The organism is Sphingomonas sp. GW821-FHT10C01 (genome assembly GCF_059415525.1).
Genome location: NZ_JBWKNK010000001.1, coordinates 1,615,611 through 1,635,357 on the forward strand (window position 1 = coordinate 1,615,611; position 19,747 = coordinate 1,635,357).

General features: G+C 65.5%; 13 protein-coding genes. 10 read left to right on the forward strand and 3 right to left on the reverse strand.

Annotation, left to right across the window (positions count from 1 at the left end):
• From AC07M1_RS07945 to AC07M1_RS07965, 5 genes are all read left to right on the forward strand, one after another.
• Complete coding sequence (locus tag AC07M1_RS07945) at window positions 1–396, forward strand: potassium channel family protein (RefSeq protein WP_495162004.1); 396 nt, start codon at window positions 1–3, stop codon at window positions 394–396.
• 109 nt (window positions 397–505) lie between these two features.
• Window positions 506–2,911 carry a penicillin acylase family protein gene (locus AC07M1_RS07950; RefSeq protein WP_495162005.1) on the forward strand — a complete coding sequence of 802 codons (2,406 nt, stop codon included), beginning with the start codon at window positions 506–508 and terminating at the stop codon, window positions 2,909–2,911.
• Window positions 2,912–2,919: 8 nt separating this feature from the next.
• Complete coding sequence (locus AC07M1_RS07955; RefSeq protein WP_495162006.1) at window positions 2,920–4,101, forward strand: serine hydrolase domain-containing protein; 1,182 nt, start codon at window positions 2,920–2,922, stop codon at window positions 4,099–4,101.
• Window positions 4,102–4,414: 313 nt separating this feature from the next.
• Complete coding sequence (locus AC07M1_RS07960) at window positions 4,415–5,785, forward strand: P1 family peptidase (RefSeq protein ID WP_495162007.1); 1,371 nt, start codon at window positions 4,415–4,417, stop codon at window positions 5,783–5,785.
• Between the two features lie 141 nt (window positions 5,786–5,926).
• Window positions 5,927–8,002 (forward strand): TonB-dependent receptor, encoded by a 2,076-nt coding sequence (locus tag AC07M1_RS07965; RefSeq protein ID WP_495162008.1) that lies wholly within the window; start codon window positions 5,927–5,929, stop codon window positions 8,000–8,002.
• 104 nt (window positions 8,003–8,106) lie between these two features.
• Here AC07M1_RS07965 and AC07M1_RS07970 read toward each other — a convergent pair whose 3' ends face one another.
• Complete coding sequence (locus tag AC07M1_RS07970; RefSeq protein ID WP_495162009.1) at window positions 8,107–10,635, reverse strand: ABC transporter permease; 2,529 nt, start codon at window positions 10,633–10,635, stop codon at window positions 8,107–8,109.
• Window positions 10,632–11,330, reverse strand: coding sequence for an ABC transporter ATP-binding protein (locus tag AC07M1_RS07975; RefSeq protein ID WP_495162010.1), 699 nt, complete (start codon window positions 11,328–11,330; stop codon window positions 10,632–10,634). Before AC07M1_RS07975 ends, AC07M1_RS07970 begins: the two co-directional genes overlap by 4 nt.
• Window positions 11,331–11,437: 107 nt before the next feature.
• Here AC07M1_RS07975 and AC07M1_RS07980 point away from each other — a divergent pair, with 107 nt between their 5' ends.
• Window positions 11,438–12,058: an arylesterase gene (locus AC07M1_RS07980; RefSeq protein WP_495162011.1), complete on the forward strand. Its 621-nt coding sequence runs from the start codon at window positions 11,438–11,440 to the stop codon at window positions 12,056–12,058.
• A gap of 9 nt (window positions 12,059–12,067) precedes the next feature.
• Here the strand turns inward: AC07M1_RS07980 and AC07M1_RS07985 are convergent, their stop codons facing one another.
• Complete coding sequence (locus AC07M1_RS07985) at window positions 12,068–13,594, reverse strand: MFS transporter (protein WP_495162012.1); 1,527 nt, start codon at window positions 13,592–13,594, stop codon at window positions 12,068–12,070.
• A gap of 124 nt (window positions 13,595–13,718) precedes the next feature.
• Between AC07M1_RS07985 and AC07M1_RS07990 the strand changes: the two genes are divergently transcribed.
• The 4 genes from AC07M1_RS07990 to AC07M1_RS08005 all read left to right on the forward strand — a co-directional run bounded on the left by AC07M1_RS07990 (window position 13,719) and on the right by AC07M1_RS08005 (window position 19,697).
• The gene (locus AC07M1_RS07990; RefSeq protein ID WP_495162013.1) at window positions 13,719–14,597 is read left to right on the forward strand and encodes a LysR family transcriptional regulator; all 879 of its coding nucleotides are present in this window, start codon (window positions 13,719–13,721) and stop codon (window positions 14,595–14,597) included.
• 125 nt (window positions 14,598–14,722) lie between these two features.
• Window positions 14,723–17,446, forward strand: coding sequence for a TonB-dependent receptor plug domain-containing protein (locus AC07M1_RS07995; protein WP_495162014.1), 2,724 nt, complete (start codon window positions 14,723–14,725; stop codon window positions 17,444–17,446).
• Window positions 17,447–17,466: 20 nt separating this feature from the next.
• Window positions 17,467–19,026: a serine hydrolase domain-containing protein gene (locus tag AC07M1_RS08000; RefSeq protein ID WP_495162015.1), complete on the forward strand. Its 1,560-nt coding sequence runs from the start codon at window positions 17,467–17,469 to the stop codon at window positions 19,024–19,026.
• 47 nt (window positions 19,027–19,073) lie between these two features.
• On the forward strand, window positions 19,074–19,697 hold the full coding sequence (locus tag AC07M1_RS08005; RefSeq protein ID WP_495162016.1) for an RNA polymerase sigma factor: 624 nt from the start codon (window positions 19,074–19,076) through the stop codon (window positions 19,695–19,697).
• The last annotated feature ends 50 nt before the right edge of the window (window positions 19,698–19,747 follow it).

Genomic DNA, 19,747 nt, shown 5'->3' on the forward strand with positions numbered 1-19,747 from the left:
ATGCGTAATCTGAAGGCCGCGACCGACACGCTGCGTGAGCTGGCGGCGGCGTATCTGGTGCTGATATTCGCCGCAGCGGCGCTGTTCATGTATCTCGAAAGCGCGCCGTTCCTCGACAGCCTCTATTGGGCGGGCACCACGGCGACATCGACCGGTTATGGCGACATCTCGCCCAAGACCGGGGGCGGGCGCATTCTGGCGCTTGCGCTGATGCACATCTCGATCTTCGGCGTCGCCCCGATGATCATCGTCCGTCTGATCGACCGCCTGAACGAGAATCGAGATGCCTTTACCCATGAGGAGCAGGAGCTGATCCTCGCCCGCCTCGACCGCATCGAGGCGCTGCTCGCCGCCCAGGCCGCCGCGCATCCTCGCCCCGACGCGCCGCGCGAATGACGCTGCACCCATAACCCCGGTCTATTGGCGTCCAACGCTTGAGCCATGGACACCCAGCGGACGCACGGCCAGTTTTCCCGTTCATGCGGATATTGGGGGAAACTTGCCGATGCTCAACCGACGTTGCTTTCTGTTGGGCTCGACCGCCGCGCTCGCCGCACTCCCAGCCGTCGGCGCACCGCTTCGGCTCGCACCCGTGTTGACCGGGGGCACCCGGAGCGTGGCAGGGCTGTCCGCGCCCATCGACATCGTCGACGACCGCTACGGCATCCCCCATATCCGCGCCGCCACCGTCCCCGATGCGTTCTTCGGTCAGGGCTATGTCGTCGCGCGCGATCGGCTCTTCCAGATCGACCTGTCCTATCGCCGCGATCTCGGCCGGCTCGCTGAGGCGTTCGGACCCAAATTCGCCAAGCATGACGGCGTCGCGCGCCTGTTCCGTTATCGCGGCGACCTCGATGCCGAGCTGGCGCGCGTCCCCGCCGACGTGATCGCCTGCGCCCGCGCCTATGTCGCCGGGATCAATGCCCGGATCGACGAGGTGACCGCCGATCCCAGCCAGCTCCCGCTCGAATATGGCATCCTCGGCATCGCCCCGCTCAAATGGGATTTCGAGGATCTGGTGCGCCAGCGTGAGGCGTCGGAGGGCAATACCGACGACAGCGTCCGCCGCGCACAGCTTGCCGCGCTCGGCCTGCTCGATCTCGACGCCGTGGTCGCGCCGCTGCGCCCGGCCTGGACGATGAGCGTGCCCAAGGGCCTCGACGCCGCCGCCGTCACCGATGCCGATCTCGGCGTGCTGCGCATCGGCCGGCTGCCCTTTGGCGGTCCGCCGCCCGCCGCCGATCCCGCCGCGCCGGCTGCACGCGTGTCCTCGCTCGATCATGCCGTGTCGGCCGAGCGCAACAATGCCGGCAGCAACGCCTGGACCGTCGCGCCCTCGCGCACCGCCACCGGCCGACCCATCCTCGCCAACGATCCGCATCTCGGCATTGGCGGGTTCAGCCCGCGCCATGTCGCGCATCTGACCGCGCCAGGCCTCGACGTGATCGGCGGCGGCTCACCCGGCCAGCCCGGGATCATGCAGGGCCATACCGACCGCTTCGCCTTTGGCCGCACCAATTTCCATATCGACCAGAGCGACCTGTTCATCCTTGAGCTCAACCCCGCGGATTCCGAGCAATATCGCCACAATGGTGGCTGGAAGCGCTTCGAGACGGTGACCGAGACCATCCCCGTCAAGGGCGGCCCGGCACAGTCCGTCACCCACCGCTATGCCGTGCAGGGCCCGGTGATCGCGCACGATCCCGCCCGCCGCCGCGCCAGCGTGCTCACCACCGTCGCGATGCAGCCCGGCTCGGCCGATTGCTTCGCGATGATCGCGATCAATCTGTCCAAGGACTGGGTCAGCCTGCGCAAGGCGTTCGCGCTGCACCCGTCGCCGACCAACTTCCACTATGCCGATGTTCAGGGGAATACCGGCTGGCAAGTGATCGGTTTCGTGCCCGTGCGCAAGGACGGCGACGGCCTGCTCCCCGTCCCGGGCGACGGTAGTCATGACTGGACCGGCCTGCGCAACTTCAGCACACTGCCCAGCGAGTATAACCCCAAGAAGGGCTGGTTCGCTTCCGCCAACCAGAACAACCTCCCAACGGACTGGCCGCGCGACCGCATTCCGGCCTTCTCGTTCCGTGAGCCCTATCGCTACGACCGCTGTGCCGAGGTGCTCGCGTCACAGCCGAAGCACAGCATCGCCGACAGTGTCGCGCTCCAGCACGACACGCTGTCCAAGCCGGCGCAGCAATTCCTCGCCCAGCTGCCCGCCAATCCCTCCGCTACCGCGAAGCCCGCCGTCGACCTGCTGCGCGGCTGGAACGCTCATCTCGACGCCAATAGCGGTCCCGCCGCGCTGTTCGAGGTCGTCTGGCGCGACCTTTCGAAGCGGATGCTCGCCGCGATCGTGCCCGAGCGCGCGAAGAACCTGGTGACCGAAATCTCGCCCTCGGTTCTGATCGGCCTGCTCGCCAAGCCCGACGCCCGCCTCGGCACTGACCCCAAGGGCACGCGCGACGCGATCCTCGACGCCGCGCTCGCCGCGGGCTGGGCCTCGGCACAGCAACTGCTTGGGCCCGATCCCGCCGCGTGGCGCTGGGGCAATCTGCATCAGGTCAAGCTGCGCCACCCACTCTCCGCCATTCCCGCCATCGCCAAGGCATTCCCGGCGATCGAAGGACAGGGTTCGGGCGGCGACGGCTTCACCGTGATGGCGCGCTGGCTGGGTTCGGGCCCGAGCTGGAATGTCGGCGGTGGATCGAGCTACCAGCAGGTGATCGATGTCGGCGCATGGGACAATTCGCAGATCCTGATCATCCCCGGCCAGTCGATCGACCCGCGCTCGCCGCATTATCGCGACCAATATGGCTCGTGGATCGCAGGCGACACGCTGCCCTTGCTCTACAGCCGGGCCGCGGTGGATAAGGCGACGACTTCGCGCACCACGCTCAAACCGTCCTGAGGGGGACCATGCTCCGTCACATCGCCGCCTGCCTCCTCCTCGCTGCGCCCGCCGCGGCGCAGGACGCCCCGCTGGACAAGGCGCTGACGGATTTCCGCAAGCTCCACCGCGCCGAGGTTCAGCGCGCCAATATCGCGGGCAGTAGTTTCTATCTGATCCGAGGCGGCCGCACGCTCGCCGCCGACCATCTCGGCGAGCAGGACGCCGACGCCCATGTCCCGGTAGACGCGAACACCATCTACCACTGGGCATCGGTCACCAAGACGATGACCGGCATCGCGATCCTGCAATTGCGCGATCGCGGCCTGCTCAAGCTCGACGATCCGATCGTGAAGTATGTCCCCGAGCTCGCCCGGGTGCACAACCCCTTCGGCGACACCGGCGCGATCACGATCCGCCAGCTGCTCAGCCATAGCGCGGGCTTCCGCAATGGCACCTGGCCGTGGCGCGACAAGGACTGGCAGCCGTTCGAGCCGCCCGGCTGGAAGCAGCTCGAAGCGATGCTCCCCTATACCGAAGTCCAGTTCAAACCGGGCAGTCGCTACAGCTATTCCAACCCCGGCATCGTCTATCTCGGCCAAGTGATCGAGCGCCTCAGCGGCGAGGATTACGAAGTCTACATCGACAAGAACATCCTGCGGCCGCTCGGCATGCACGCCAGCTATTTCGACCGCACCCCGCCGCACCTGCTCCGCCATCGCTCGCACAGCTATTATCTGCGCGAGGGCAAGCGCAGCGCCGCGCCGTTCGACGCGGACACCGGCATCACCGTCTCCAATGGCGGCCTCAACGCCCCGATGCCGGACATGGTGAAATACGCCGCGTTCCTGCTCGGCGACCCAGTGCGCAAGGCGGACTACGACCTCATCCTCAAGCGTGCCTCGCTCGAGGAGATGTGGCAGCCCCAACATTCCGCCGGTGAGGATTTCAGCCAGGGCCGCATGGCGCCCACCACACAGGTCGGCCTCAGCTTCTTCATCGACCGGGTCGAAGGCGTCCGCGTGATCGGCCATAATGGCGACCAGAATGGCTTCCGCGCCTATTTGAGCCTATGCCCCGACCAGGGGATCGCCACGCTGCTGGCGTTCAACACCGAAACACGGGGCGTGCGGAACGATCCCTCGAATCGAACCACCGCCGAGTCACGTGTCGCGCTGGCGACCGATGCCTTGTGCCGGGCGGTGGGCTAGGCAAGCATCGCGCGCGCCAGATATTCCGGGCAGCGCGTTGAAGTGCCGGTACCTGTTCGAAGGCCGCAATGACGGCCGCGCAACGATAGAGCGCGAAGGCTGCTGATGTTCGCTAGGGTTATTTGCCCCAATTCGGCGTCGAGCATGTTTGGAACGACGCGGAGCCTTCCTGTCGCCTCTCCCTCGAGCGCAGATGCCAATTGCGTTGCGGATGGTGTCTGGGCTGCACCAACGGCTTCGTCGTTGTCATCTCGCTGGGCGCGCTGAAATCGCTAGGCTGATTGCCATCGAAGCGCTCTGTGAAGGGAAGAAAATGACGATCCGGAAACCCGCCTTCGCGCTATTGGCGCTCACGCTGGCGTCCGCAGGGCACGCATCGCCGGGTCCCGATTCGCAGGACAAGGAACCCCTGATCGTCAATTCCGGAGGCAGCGAACTGACCTTCGACTGGCCAGCGTTCAAGATCGGCACCGCCGAATATCCCGGTGGGCCGACCGGCGTCACCGTCTTCCACTTCCCCAAAAAGGCCTATGTCGCGGTGGATGCCCGGGGCGGTGGGCCGAGCGACGTCAACGCCAAGCATATCGAGCTGGGTTATAACGAGGCCGAACTCGATGCGATCGTCTTCTCCGGCGGTTCCTGGTACGGGCTTGAATCGGCAACAGCGGTCGGCACGGCGATCAAGGATGACGGCCTGCGCGATGGGCACTGGGACAGCATCGCGCTGACGCCCGGCTCGATCATCTACGATTTGGGTCCGCGCCGCTTCAACGAAATCTATCCCGACAAGCGCCTGGCGCAGGCGGCCTTCCGCGCGGCGAAGCCCGGCGTGTTCCGCATGGGGGCGACGGGGGCCGGACGTATGGCCAAGACTGGCGCGGTGTTCAATTGCCGCGCGCATGGCGGACAGGGCGGCGCTTTCCGCCAGATCGGCGAGCTCAAGATCGCGGCGTTCACGGTGGTGAACGCGTTTGGCGCGGTCGTCGACCGCAAGGGCGCGCTAGCCGCCTGTTACAATGATCCGGCCTGGCCCAAGGACGTCAAGATCAATGACCTGATGGCCGGGCTTCCCGACAGCTTCGGCGAAGGGTGGAGCGGACAGAAGCTGCAGAGCGGCAACACCACGATCAGCCTGGTCGTGATCAATCAGAAGCTGGACCGCGCGCAATTGGCCCGTCTGGCCGCGCAGGTTCACACATCGATGTCGCGCGCGCTGCAGCCCTATGCGACGATTGTCGACGGGGACATGCTCTATGCCGTCTCGACCGCCGAGTTCGATCCGCCCGAAGGCAAGGAACCGTTCAACAGCATGCAGATCGGGACGATCGCATCCGAGGTGATGTGGGACGCGGTCCTCGCCTCGACCCCCGAACAGCCCAAGCTGGTCGCGCCGACCTCGGGCCTGACGGTCGCGGCGCCCGTGCTGCGCGGCTATTCCGGCAGCTACCGCTTCAGCTCGTTCGTCAGCATCGGCATCACCGAGAAAGACGGGAAGCTCTATGCCCAGGCGAGGGGAGAGCGTGACGCCTATGAGATCACCCGCGAGGCGTCGGTCGAACTGAAGCCGGTCAGCAATACCCTCTTCACCCTGCCCGGACGCTACCCGCTGACGCTCAGCTTCGCCGAGCGCGGCAAGCTGATCGTCAACCCGGGCCAGTGGCAGCAGACCGGAACCCGCCCATAGGGACTGGTGCGTTCCGCACACCGCTTTATGCGGCTTTGACATCTGGTTTCGGCGCGGGGCGGCGTCAGGATCATCTCACCTTAGAACAGAAAATTCGGGGGGATGAACAAGGTGAGAATCGCAATATTTGCGCCGGTCTCGATGCTGGCCCTTGCTGTGTCGTCGGCCGCACATGCGGCCCAGGAGCAGGCCGAGGTGCCGGAAGCGGAAATCCTGGTTACGGCACAGAAGCGCGCCCAGCGCAGCATTGACGTGCCGATCAGCATGACCGTGATGGGCGACGCGGAGCTGAAGGAGCGCGGGATCCAGGATATCCAGGATCTGTCGCTGTCGGTCCCCGGTGTCGTCCTCCGTTCCGAAGGGCCGGGGTCACTTCAGGTGTTCATGCGCGGATCGGGAAACCTTGCGGGACAGAACCCGCTCGTCTCGGTCTATCTGGACGAGATTCCGATGACGCTGGGCGAGGCGTTTCGCCAGCTCGACGTCCGCACGCTCGACATCGCGCGGATCGAGGTGCTGAAGGGGCCGCAGGGCACGCTCTATGGCCAGGGCGCCGCGTCGGGTGCGATCCGGTTCATCACCCACAAACCCGACCTCACTCGGATCAGCGGCAGCGTCGAGGGCGAGCTGTCGTTCATTGATCAGGGCAGCTCAAACGAGAAGCTGACCGGCGTGATCAACGTGCCGCTGGTCAAGGATAAGCTGGCGCTGCGCGTGGCCGCCGCGCTTGAGACGGGCGGCGGTTGGATCGACCAACCTGAAGCGGGCATCCGCGACGGCAACAACCAGGACCTGTCGAACATCAACGCCAAGCTTTTGTGGCAACCGTCCGACAATCTGGAGATTCAGGCGAACGTCATCCGCTACGAAAATCGCAGCCGCTTTGGCCTGAACTATGAGGATGCGGACCGAACCAACCACGTTCCCGGCGATCCCAAGCGCGCGTTTCCGGAACGGTACGACCGGTTTCAGGTCAATAATCTGACCGCCAGCCTCGATGTTGGGTTTGCCGATATCATCAGCTCAACCAGCCTGACCAACCTGCGCCGCGACTATCACCTGACCTATGTCTCGAACCCCGCCATCACGACGTATGGCGTGCAGAACGAAGGCTATGACATCATCAACGACAAGGCGCGGCAGTTCGCACAGGAACTGCGCCTGGTTTCCGACGGCACCGGCTCGCTCAACTACACGCTCGGCTTCTTCTATCGCGATGTCAGCAGCAGATTGGAGGTACCGGACGGCGTCAACATCTATAACGGCGTGACCTATCCCTACACCTACAGCCGCGATTCCGCGTCCAAGTCCTTCTCGGTCTTCGCGGATGTGTCCTACAAGCTGGCGAACCGGCTAGAGGCGGGGGTCGGCGTCCGCTATTTCCGCGACAAGGCGCGAATGCGGGAAGATGCCGCGCCGTTCGAGAGCGGAACCTTCACCTCGGTCGATCCGCGCTTCTACCTGACCTATGGCTTGACCGATCGCTGGAACGTCTATGCCAATGTCTCGAAGGGCTTCCGCAGCGGCGGGTTCAATCTGAACGGCAATCCGCCGTTCGACCCGGAAGAGCTGTGGAACTATGAGATCGGCACCAAGGGCAGCACCGCCGACGGCCGGTTCCACTTCGAAATCGCGGCCTTCTACACGCGTTACTCCAACATGCTGCGGCGCGGGCTGATCTACATCGATTCGCTGCACGATTTTCGCAATGTCATCAGCAATATCGGTCGGGTCGATGTCAAAGGCGTCGAGCTTGGGCTGACTTGGAAGCCGGCGTCGCGGGTGCGGCTGAGCGCATCGGGCGCCTATACCGACAGCGAGGTCAAGTCGCTGAAGCTGGGCAATGGCGGGTCGTCGGCGGTCCGCGTCGGCGACCGGAGCGACTATATCCCCAAATTCAGTTTTACCCTGGCGGCAGACGCGGACTTCAACTGGAGCTCAATGGTCGAAGGCTTTGCGCATGTCGATTTCAACTATCGCGACAAGGTCTATTATACCGACAGCAACATCTATCTCGAACCGTTCCGGGTACAGTCGTCCGACGCCGTGGGGCTGTTGAACGCTCGCATCGGTGCGCGGTGGAGCCAGGTGACGGCGGAGCTGTTCGCGGCCAACATCGCCAATGCCAACAAGGCGCTCGACCCCTTCTGGTCGTGGCACCAATCGAGCCGCACCAAACCGCGGACGATCGGCGTCAAGCTCGGCTATACATTCTAAAGCAACGACGTGGACCGGGCGACGCGACTTCGAGCCTTGTAGCTCGGACGGTTGCCTGGTCCATTGCCTGCTGACCGGAGCGGCTGCGTTGCGCTGGATAGGCCTTACAATCGACGCAAAGCTTGTGCCGGCCGCACCGACAGCACCGGAAGCGATCCGAGCAGACCGATGCCGAGCGTGAGCAGACTGCCGATGCCGAGCGTCGCCAGCACAACGCCCCAGTCGGGGGCCCAACGAAATTCGAACACGCCAGTAATCACATACCAAGCCGCGAGCGTGCCGAGGCCTAGCGCGAGCGCCGCGAGCATCAGCGCGAGAAGGGCGTATTCGAGCGCCTGAGCCGCGAGGATCTGGCGCCGGGTCGCGCCCAGCGTCTTGAGGATGATGCTGTCATAGGTGCGCGCCTGACGCGCGGCGGCGATGGCGCCGATCAGCACCGCGATACCGGCGAGGATCGCGACCGATGCCGAAAGCAGGATCGCGGTCGCCATCTGCTCGAGGATCGTGCGGACCTGACCGATCACCTCGCTCACTGCGATGATCGATGCCGAGGGGAAGGCTGAGAGCAGCGCGCGCGAGACTGCGCCCTCGTGCTTTGCGTCCATGTCGATCGTCGAGGTCAGACTGTGGGGCGCGGCGGCCAGCGTGTTGGGCGAAAAGACGAGGACATAGTTGAACCCCATGGTGTCCCAGTTGACCTGACGCAGCGAGGCGATGCGGGAATTGATCTCGCGCCCGAGGATGCTGACCGTCATGGTATCGCCGACACGCAGGTTGAGGATGCGTGCGGCTTCGCGGTCGAGCGAGACGAGCGGTGGACCGGTATAGTCCCTGGGCCACCATCGGCCGGCGGCCAACTCGCTGCCTTGCGGAAGGCTCTCGGCATAGGTGACGCCACGCTCGCCGCGCAGGAACCAGGCGCCTTCGGGGAGAGTCTCGAGATCGGCGACACGCTGCTTGCCATAGGCGGTGATCGTGCCGCGCAGCGAAGGAACAATGTTCAGCTTCGCCTCGGGGGCTTCGCGCTTAACCAGAGCGGTGAAGCGGTCGCGCGACTCCGAGGGAATATCGAGCACGAACTGGCTGGGCGCGCGTTCGGGCACGGCGCGGCTGATCTCGGCATCGAGGCTGGTCTGGATGGCGGCCAGCGTGACGAACAGGGTGAGCGCGAGCCCGAGCGCGATCACCAGCGCGACCGTCTGGGCACCGGGTCGGTAGAGACTGGCGATGGCAAGCCGCAACAGCGGCCGGCGCGGACGTGGGATGCGCGCGGCGAACCAGCGGATCAGCGCACCGATACCGAGCAGCACTAGCAGTACCGCAGCGACCGCGCCGAGCACGGCCGCGGCGAACATCGGCTCACGCGCGGTGAGGAGGGCGAGGGCGACGACCAATGCGCCCGCTATGGCGACCAGCGTGATGCTGCGCCAATCGATCCGTCGTGCTCCCTCGACCCCGCTGCGCAGTTGCGCGGCGGCGGGGTGGGTGCGCGCACGGGCGAGCGGTGGAAGCGCGAAGGCGAACGCGATCAACACGCCATAGGCGGCGCTTGTCGCGAGCGGCAGCGGGAACAGGCCGATGCCCGGGGCGACGGGCAGAAGGTCGCCAGCCAGCGTTACGAACGCGACGGGGAGCAGCGCACCGACCGCGAGGCCAGCGATCACCGCCATCGCCGTCGCCGCGCCGATCTGGAGCAGGTAGATGCGGCTAATGTCGGCGGAAGTTGCGCCGAGGATCTTGAATGTCGCGATGCTGGTGCGTTTCTGCCCGAGATATGAGGCGACGCCATTGCTGACGCCGATCCCGGCGATCACCAGTGCGGCTAGGCCGATCAGCGAGAGGAACTGCCCCATCCGCTCGAAGAAGCGCACGGCGCCGGGGGCGGCGCGGTCACGGTCCTTATATTCCCAGCCCGCCGTCGGGAACCGCGCCTTGAGGCGGTCGACGGCTTCCTTGGGCGCGATGCCGGGGTTGAGACGGATGCGGTATTTGGTCTCGTAGAGCGCGCCCGGCTGGAGCAGCCCGGTCCGCGCCAGCCCGTCGAGCGAGACGATGGCGACCGGGCCGAGGGTGAAGCCCTCACCGACGCGGTCCGGCTCGTCGGCAATGATCCCGGCGATGCGGAACTCGGCCTCGCCATAGCGGAGGCGGTCGCCGGGGTTGAGCAGCAGCCGCTCGGCGAGGGGCTTGCCGATCAGCACGGCGTCTTGCGCGAGCGGGGCATAGGCGCCGGCGGCGAGCGTCAGGCTACCATAGAGCGGATAGCGCGTGTCGACGCCTTTGAGTTCGGTCAGGACGGCGTCGGGCGCGCCGGCGACGGGGGCCGCGCGGCGGGCCATGGCGCGGGTGCGGATCGTATCGCCGACGGTTCCCAGCTCGGCGAGCGCGGCATGTTCCGGCGCGGAGGCCTGGCGCTGGGTCATCGCCACCTCGACATCGCCGCCGAGCAGCACGCGACCGCGCGAGGACAATTCGCTGGTGATCGACGCGGTCAGGCTTCCGATCGTGGCGAGCGTCGCGACACCCAGGAACAGGCAGACCAGCAGCAGTCGCAGCCCGCGAAACCCAGCATGGAGATCGCGCCGCGCGATCTTCCAGCTCGCGCGCCAGCCCAGCGCGTTCCCGGCGCTCAAGCGGCGCTGTCCGCTACGATCAAGCCGTCGCGCATCGTCAGCACGCGGTCGCAACGCTCGGCCAGCGCTGGGTCATGCGTGATGATCAGCAGGGTCGCGTCGGCGGCGCGCTGGCGCTCGAACAACAGGTCGACGATCGCGTCGCTGGTGCTGCCGTCGAGATTGCCGGTAGGCTCATCGGCGAACAGGATTTCGGGCCGCCCCGCGACCGCACGAGCGATGGCGACGCGTTGCTGTTCTCCGCCCGAAAGCTGGACCGGATAATGGGTGAGGCGGTGGCCGAGGCCGACAGCCTCCAGCTCCGCCCCGGCGCGGGCGAAGGCGTCGGGCGCTCCGGCCAGTTCGAGCGGTACCGCGACATTCTCATGCGCGGTCATTGTCGGGAGCAAATGGAACGCCTGGAGCACGATGCCGACCCGGCCGCGCCGGGCACGGGCCAGCCCGTCCTCGTCGAGTGCGCTATATGCGACCCCGGCCACGCTGACCTCACCGCCGCTGGCGCGCTCGAGGCCTGACAGGATCGCCATCAGCGACGACTTGCCCGAGCCGGATGGGCCGAGGATGGCGACGCTGCTGCCGCGCGCGATATCGACATCGATTCCCTTGAGGATTTCTGTCGGCGCTTCGCGCGAACCGAGGGTGAGGGTGACATTGCGTGCGCGGATTGCGATATCCGCCGCCGGATCGATCGACATGCTTGGAGAAGACACCCTTGGCCAACAGACTTGCATCATATGCGGGCGCAGTGCTGCTCCTCCAAGGGCTGGCGGCCTGTTCGGGTGAGAATAATTCCGCAAACCAAATGATCGCGGAGACGCCGGCGGCGCAGACGAACGTCGCAGCCTCTGCGGACGTTGCCGATGGCAGGCTGGTCGTGGCGTTCGGCGACAGCCTCTATGCCGGCTATGGCGTGCTGCCGCAGGAGAGTTTTCCGGCGCGGCTGCAGAAGGCGCTGGCCGCGCGTGGGGTTCCGGCAACCGTGCGCAATGCCGGGGTTTCGGGCGATACCAGCTCTGCCGGGCTGCGGCGGCTGGCGTTCACGCTCGACGGGCTGGAGCGCAAGCCGGACCTGGTCATGGTCAATCTCGGCGGCAACGACATGTTGCGTGGGATCGACCCCAAGGAGACGCGCGCCAACCTCACCGCGATCTGCGAGGAGTTGAAGCGCCGGGGTATCTCGATCATGCTGACGGGCATGATCGCCGCGCCGAACATGGGCCGCGACTATGCCGATCGTTTCAACGCGATCTATCCCGAACTGGCGAAGCGCTACGACGCGACGCTTTACCCCTTCTTCCTCGAGGGGGTGGTGACCGATCGGGCGCTGATGCTGCCCGACAGCATTCACCCCAACCCCAAGGGGATCGACGCGATCGTGGGGAAGGTGGCGCCGATGGTGGCCGGGGTGCTCGACCCGGCCTGAGACCGGAGTTCATCCTGCCTTGCACGGTACCGGCGCGCCGGCCTTGTCAGGCCGGAACAGCGTGAAACTGAGTCCGGCCAGGATCCACGCTCCGATCCCGCCATAGAGCATGACGAGGCCGAAGCCGTCGCCCAGCGCTCGCCCGACGAATAGGTCTGTCATGTTGCCCAGCACGCCACCTGAAAGCGCCGTGGCGTCACCGGCGGCAATGCCCTCGGCCATGGCGCGGAGTTGGCTGGAATCGACGTTCACGACTCCCCGCTGCAACGCCGCCGCGATCCCCTCGACGAGGAGCAGGCCCATCACCGCGATGTTCACCGCGAGCGTGATGAGGCGTGCGCTCATGTCGATGCCTGACGCCATCCCCGCGCGGCTTGGAGGAACCGAAGCGGTCGTGGTGTTGGTCACCGGCGTATTGGTGATGCCCAGGCCGATTCCGGCGAGCAGCAGGCCGGGGAGCAGGGTGAGCCAGCCCGGCTGTGCGGCGTCGGTGCCAAGCTTCATCGCCACGAAGCCGAGGCCGATCGTGAACAGCCCGAGCGGAATCACGGTACCGGCCCCGTAGCGCAGCGACAGCCGCTCGCCCAAAGGCGGGAAGATCAGCGCGGGGAGGGTGTAGGCGAGCAGGCACAGGCCGGTGGTGAGCGGATCGTAGCCGAGGCCGATCTGAAGATAGATCGGCAGGTAGATCATGAAGGGCCAATAGCTGATGTTCATCGCGATGCAGCCGAGGATGGCGCCGGAGAAGGCGCGGTTGCGGAACACGGTGAAGTCGAACATCGGGTGCGCCTGTCGCCGTTCGACGATCAGGAAGATCGCGAAACAGGCGGCGGTGGTCGCGGCGATCATGGCCGCACCGTGCAGGCCGAGCGCCGGCCCTTGGGTGATGCAATAGACCAGACCGAAGACGGCGAGCGAGAGGGTGACAATCCCGGCGATGTCGAGGCGCTTCGCCTCAGGATCTCGAGATTCGCTCACAGCGCCGATGGTGATCGCCAGTGTGATCAGGGCGAGGGGCAAGTGGACGAGGAATATCCATTTCCAGCCAGCCAGCGCGATCAGGCCGCTGCCGACCAGCGGGCCGAAGCCGAGGCCGATGCCCGACACGATCCCCCAGGTCGCGAAGGCCCGGCTGCGGTCGCGCGCGTCCTGAAACTGGTGCGAGAGGATCGCGATCGAGCAGATCAGCATCGCCCCGCCGGCAAGGCCCTGAAGGAACCGGCCGGCGATGAGGATGTCCATGCTCGGCGCCAGCCCGCAAAGTGCCGAGGTGGCGCCGAACGCGATCACGCTGGCCACGAACACGCGCTTGCGCCCGAAGCGGTCGGCGAGGGTTCCGGTGGCCATCAGTACGGTGGTGCAGGCGAGAGTGTAGGCATTCATCACCCACTGCATGTCCTGAAAGTCGCCATGCAGGACGCGTTCGAGCGTGGGCAGGATCACCGGCACGCTGGTGATCTCCAGCCCGAACATCAATGCGCCGAGGCAGATGGCGAGCAGGGCCAGCATATTCCTGCGGGCGGAGGGGAGGGTCATGGAAGCGCCTTTCGACTATCCGGGGCACTGGCCACGGCAGGCGCACTATCTGAAGAGCGGCAAGCGATAACGGAAATGATTATATTTTCTGGTATTCATGATAGTTGATAATTAATGTTGCGGTATGGACATTGACCCTGGGCTTTTGCGCGCCTTTGTCGCGGTGAGTGAAACCGGCGGCTTCACGCGCGCCGCGCGACGGCTCAACCTGACTCAGCCGGCGGTGAGCCACCAGATCCGGCGGCTGGAGGAGCAGATCGGCAGCCCGCTGATCCGCCGGACCACACGCAGCCTGACGCTGACCGAGGATGGGGAGGACTTCCTGAACCACGCCCGGCAGATCCTGGCGGGGCTCGACGCGCTGTCGCAGCGCTTTCGTCCCTCCGCGGTGGCGGGCGCGGTGCGTTTTGGCGCGCCCGAGGCATTCATGGGTGAGCGGCTGCCGAAATTGCTCTGCCGCTTCTCGCGTGCCTTTCCGGCGGTGCGGCTGGATGTCCATGTCAGCACCTATCTCGACCTCAGCACGATGATCGAGGCGGACGAACTGGACCTTGCCGTGGTGCTCTCCACCGCCGGGGGCGAGAAGGGCGGGATCAGGCTGCGCCGGGCGGAGTTCGTGTGGGTCGCGGCGGACAGTTTCGTGCATCAGCCGGACGCGTCGCTGCCGCTCGCTTTCCATCCCCCCAATTGCATCAACCGGCAGGTCGGTGTGGCGGCGCTGGAGGCGACCCCGGTCGACTGGCACATCGCCTTCACCTCGCCGAGCGAGACGGGCCTTCGCGCGGCGGTCCGGTCGGGCCTAGCTGTCGCGGTGCTGATGCGCGGCGATATCGAGCCGGGAATGCGCGTGCTGGACAGCGACTATGGTCTGCCCGAACTGCCCAGTGCCGACTTCGTCCTGATCCAGAGCCGGGGTGCGGCGTCGCCTGCTGCGCGCGCTTTTGGGCGGATGCTGGTGGAGATGGAAGCGCCGGCAGAGGCCGAGAGTTTCGCTTGCGCATGAGCTGAACCGTCGCCGCATTGTTACCGGTGACAAAAAAGTTTCGGTCCGGACATTCGGAAAGCCGGTCACCTGGCGTCTTTCTCTCAAGCGAAGGGGCGTTCGACCCCGCCACACAGGGAGATAACATGAAAACTCGGGGTCTTCGGGGTCTGTTGCTGCTCACCGCGGCGACGAATGGTCTGGTCTTCAGCGCGGTGCCTTCATGGGCGCAAGCGAGCGACGAGGTGAGCGCGCAAGCTGCGCCTGCCGTGGAGGAGGACGCTTCGGAACCGGGCGAGCTGGTTATCACCGGTTCGCGCATCGACCGCGCGGGCTTCGATGCGCCGACGCCGACCACGGTGCTGAGCGGCGAATCGCTACTGCAGGGCGACCGCCCCAGCATTGCGCAGGTGCTGAACGACCTTCCGCAGTTCCGCGCATCGACCACGCCGGTCACCAACTTCTCGGGCACCGCATCGGGCTCGTCGCCGGCCGACCTTCGCGGCCTTGGCTCCACGCGCACGCTGACGTTGCTCAACGGGCGTCGCTTCACCGGCGCCGGCGATCTCAACACCGTTCCACAGGGGCTGATCAGCCGGGTTGAGGTGGTCACCGGCGGCGCGTCGGCGGCGTGGGGATCGGGCGCGGTCGGCGGCGTAGTCAACATCATGCTCAACGAGAAGCTCGAAGGGCTGACGATTGGTGCGCAGAGCGGCATTTCGTCGCGCGAGGACGCGTTCCGCTACGGCTTCGACGCGACCTTCGGGACGCGGTTCGCCGGTGGCGCGGGCCACTTCATGATCGGCATCCAGTATCTGAACGATGAGGGCGTGCTCGACCGCGACTCTCGCCCCAATCTTGGCAGCACCACGCTGTTCTCCAAGCCGGGCGGCGGACGGGTCATCGCGCAGGACGTGAACTATTCCAACGCCAGCGTCGGCGGCCTGATCACTACGGGTGTCCTGGCCGGGCAGACCTTCGAGCGTGACGGCACGCTGCGCCCGTTCCGCTTCGGCAGCCCGAACGACGGGTCTTCGATGGTCGGCGGCGAGGGCACCAGCCTTCGCGACGAGACCGCATTGTCGGCGCCCTATCAGCGGCTGAACGGCTATGCCCGCGCCAGCTTCGAACTGGGCGACGCGAAGCTGTGGGTCGATGGCAGCTATTCGCGGATGTGGGCGGAATATCCCTTCTACGCTGAAAGCAATCGCGGGGGCAGCGTCATCACGGTGTCGCGCGACAATCCCTTCCTGCCCAAGGCGGTGCGCGACCGGCTGATCGCGGCGAACCAGACCAGTTTCCGCATGGGCCGCGTGTTCGAGGATTATGGCTATCGCACCTTCGGCTACACGCGCGAGACCATCGACGCCGCGATCGGCATCGACGGATCGTTCGGCGGCGGGAAATGGCGGTACAGCGCCTATTATGGCCATGGCCAGCTGATCGACGATCGCGGCTATCTGAACCAGAAGGTGGACGCGAACTTCACGCGCGCGATCGATGTCGTCGCACACCCGGTGACCGGGGCGCCGATCTGCCGGGTGGCGCTGACCGATCCGACCACCGCATGCCGTCCGCTCAATGTCTTCGGTGAGGGCAATGCCGATCCGGCGGCGGTCGCCTACGCCTTCTCGAACACGGCGCACGTCCGCAACACCACTAAGCTCGATACGGCGGCGGTCAGCCTGCGCGGCGATCCCTTCTCGCTGTGGGCGGGGCCGGTTTCGATCGCGATCGGTGCCGAAGCGCGCTGGGAATCGATCGAGTCCAGCGGACTAGACCCAATCTCCGCCGCGCGCGGGTTCACCACCTTCAACTTCTCCGAGCTGAACGGCGGTTTCAACGTCAAGGAGGGCTTTGCCGAAGTCGCGGTGCCGCTGCTCGACCAGGATTTCAGCAAGCTCGAATTCAGCGCCGCTGGCCGGTACAGCCACTACAGCAACACCGGCAGCGTGAACTCATGGAAGCTGGGCCTGACCAACCGCATCTACAGCGAGCTGCTGTTGCGGGTATCGCGGTCGCGCGACATTCGTTCGGGCAGCCTGAGCGAATTGTTCACCAACCGCTCGACCACCCGGTCGACCGTCGCCGACGGGAGCAACGGAAGCTACGAGATCATCACCTATGGCGGCGGCAACCAGGCGCTCGATCCCGAGATCGGCGAGACGACCACGGTCGGCGCATCCTGGTCGCCGTCCTTCATTCCGGGCCTGAGCCTGTCGGTCGACTATTTTGATATCCGCATCAAGGGCGCGATCTCGACGCTGAGCGGCCAGGACATCATCACGCGCTGCGCCAACGGCAATACCGCGCTGTGCGGACAGATCGTCCGCGGCACCGACAATAAGATCAGCCACATCTTCGCGACGTTCGTGAACCTCGCCGAATACAAGACGCATGGGATCGATTTCGAAGCGTCGTACAACCTGCCGCTCAGCAAGCTGTCGGCTTCCTGGCCGGGCACGCTCAAATTCCGTGGCCTCGCGACCTATGTCCCGAGCCTGACCACCGACGACGGCGTCAGCAAGATCGAATATGCTGGCGAGGTCGGCGAGGCGCTTCCGTTCGGCACGCCGAAATGGCGCGCAAGCGGCAGCCTGACCTATCAGGATCAGACGCTGAGCGTCGATGCGCGCGTGCGCCATGTCGCTGGCGGCATGTGGAACAGCGCGCTGAAGGATCTGGAGAACAACCGGATTTCGGCCCGCACCTATGTCGATCTCGGCGCACGGGTGACGATCGACAAGCTGACGCTGTCGCTCAATGTCAACAACCTGTTCGATGTTGATCCGCCGCTGACGACGACCGGACAGATCCATTATGATCAGATCGGCCGCTACTTCTCGACCACGGCGAAAATCCGGTTCTGATACGCACAGGGGAAATTGCCATGAACTTGACCGACCCTGTCCTGACCCGATCCATCCGCGGGGGCGTCGCCCTCGCGACCGGCGTCGCGGTGCTGGCAGCTTTGCCCGCCACCGCCCAGTCCGCGACGCCGGTCACCGCCGCGCAGGTCGATCCGATCTTCGCGACGTTCAATTCGGACACGGCGCCGGGCTGTGCCGTGGCGGTCGACCAGGCCGGGCAGCGGGTGCTGACTCGCGCCTATGGCATGGCAGACCTTGAGCATGGCATCCGCAATTCGGCGGACACGGTGTTCGAGGCGGGGTCGGTGTCGAAGCAGTTCACGGCGGCGGCGGTGCTGGCGCTGGTCGATGCAGGCAAGCTCAAGCTCGACACCGATGTGCGGACGATCATTCCCGAACTGCCCGACTACGGCCAGGTCATCACGGTCGACCAGCTGCTCAACCACACCAGCGGGCTGCGCGACTGGGGCGCGATCCTGGCGCTTGCCGGCTGGCCCCGCAGCACTCGCATTAACACCCAGAATGACTTCCTGGCCATCGCCGTGAAGCAGAAAGCGCTCAATTATGAGCCGGGTGCGGAATCGAGCTACACCAATACCGGCTACAATCTGCTGACCGAGATCGTGCAGCGGATCAGCGGCAAATCGCTTGCCGAGTATAGCCGCGAAACTTTCTTCGTGCCGCTCGGGATGACGCATACCCAGTGGCGCGACAATTTCCGCCGCATCGTGCCGGGCCGCGCGCCAGCCTATGACCGGAAGGGCGACCGTTACGAACAAGACATGCCGTTCGAGGATGCGTACGGCAATGGCGGCTTGCTGACGACGGTCGGCGACCTGCAGATCTGGAACCACGCGCTTGACAGCGGCAAGCTCGGCAAGTTCGTGACGACCAAGCTGTCCGAGCGCAGTGCGCTGCGCGACGGGCGCAAGATCACCTATGGCCGCGGGCTATTCAACTACCGCTTCCACGGGGCGGAGGAGATTGCCCATTCGGGCGCGACCGCCGGCTACCGCGCCTGGCTGGGCCGCTATCCGTCGCAGAAATTGTCTGTGGCGTTGCTGTGCAATGCCGCCAACGCCGATACCGGCATGGGGCGCAAGGTCGCGGCCTTGTTCCTGCCCGGCCCGCCCGACACGGAAATCGCCAAGCCGATGCCGGAGGGACTGTTCGTCGATCAGGCATCGGGCACGCCGCTCGATGCCGGGCGTTTCCGCGCGAATGAGAGCCGGATCGTGTCGAAGGACCGGATCGAACTGATCGGGCGCGATGGCAATATCGCCGTGTATCTACGGACCGAGCCGATCGCCGCGGGCGCGGTAAAGCTCGTCGACTATGCCGGAACCTATGCAAGCGACGAGGTCGGCGCGGCCTACCGGATCGAGTCCCGCACCGAGGGACTGACCTGGCGTATCAGCGGTCGTCCCGATTTCCAGCAGGCGCTGAAACCCGCCTATCGCGACGCCTTTCAGGGCGAGGGAGCCACGTTCCGGTTCCAGCGCGATGCGGCTGGCCGGGTGGTCTCGCTCACGGTCAGCGTCGAACGTGCGCGCAACGTCAGATTCTCCAGGATTCCGTAAGGGCATTGACGTTATGCAAATTCCGAATACCCCTTTCGACATCGGCATTGGACGCTTCCGCCGCAACGCGGCAGCATCTGAATATGGAGTACGCGCAACAATCTTTCAAAGAACTGGAAGTGCGGTTGCGTCTATTCGTTGCGGCCAGGGTCAGTAACCGGGGCGATGTCGATGACGTGGTTCAGGAATCATTCCTGAAGTTTCACTCGGCGTCTCGGGATCAGATGATCGTCAATCCATTGGGTTATCTGTGCCGCGTTGCGTTGAACGTGATCATCGATCAGGGGAGGCGGCGTACGCCGCTGACCAATTCGGTGGATATCGACGGGGTGGCCGAAAGCTGTCTCGCGATGGAAGCGTCGCAGGAGCAGGGGCGCCGCCTCGCCGATCTGGAACACGCCTATCATGCCGCGCTGGCCGAGCTTTCACCGCGGTGCGCGGAAGTCTTCCTGCTTCGCCGCCGTCACGGAATGGCAACGCCGGATGTCGCCGAGCGCCTGTCGATCACAACGCGGATGGTGCAGAAGCATATGGTCACCGCGATGGCGCATCTGCAGGAGCGGCTCAGCCCATTCCTCTACGGCGATCAGGCTGACGTGGTGTCCGATGACGGCGGGGTCAACTCGCCGGTCAGGCGCCAGATGACGTCGAGTTCGCAAGCGCATGCATAGGCTTCGGGGTCGTCTGTCAGGTCCGGGAGCGCGGCATCGGGCAACGGCGT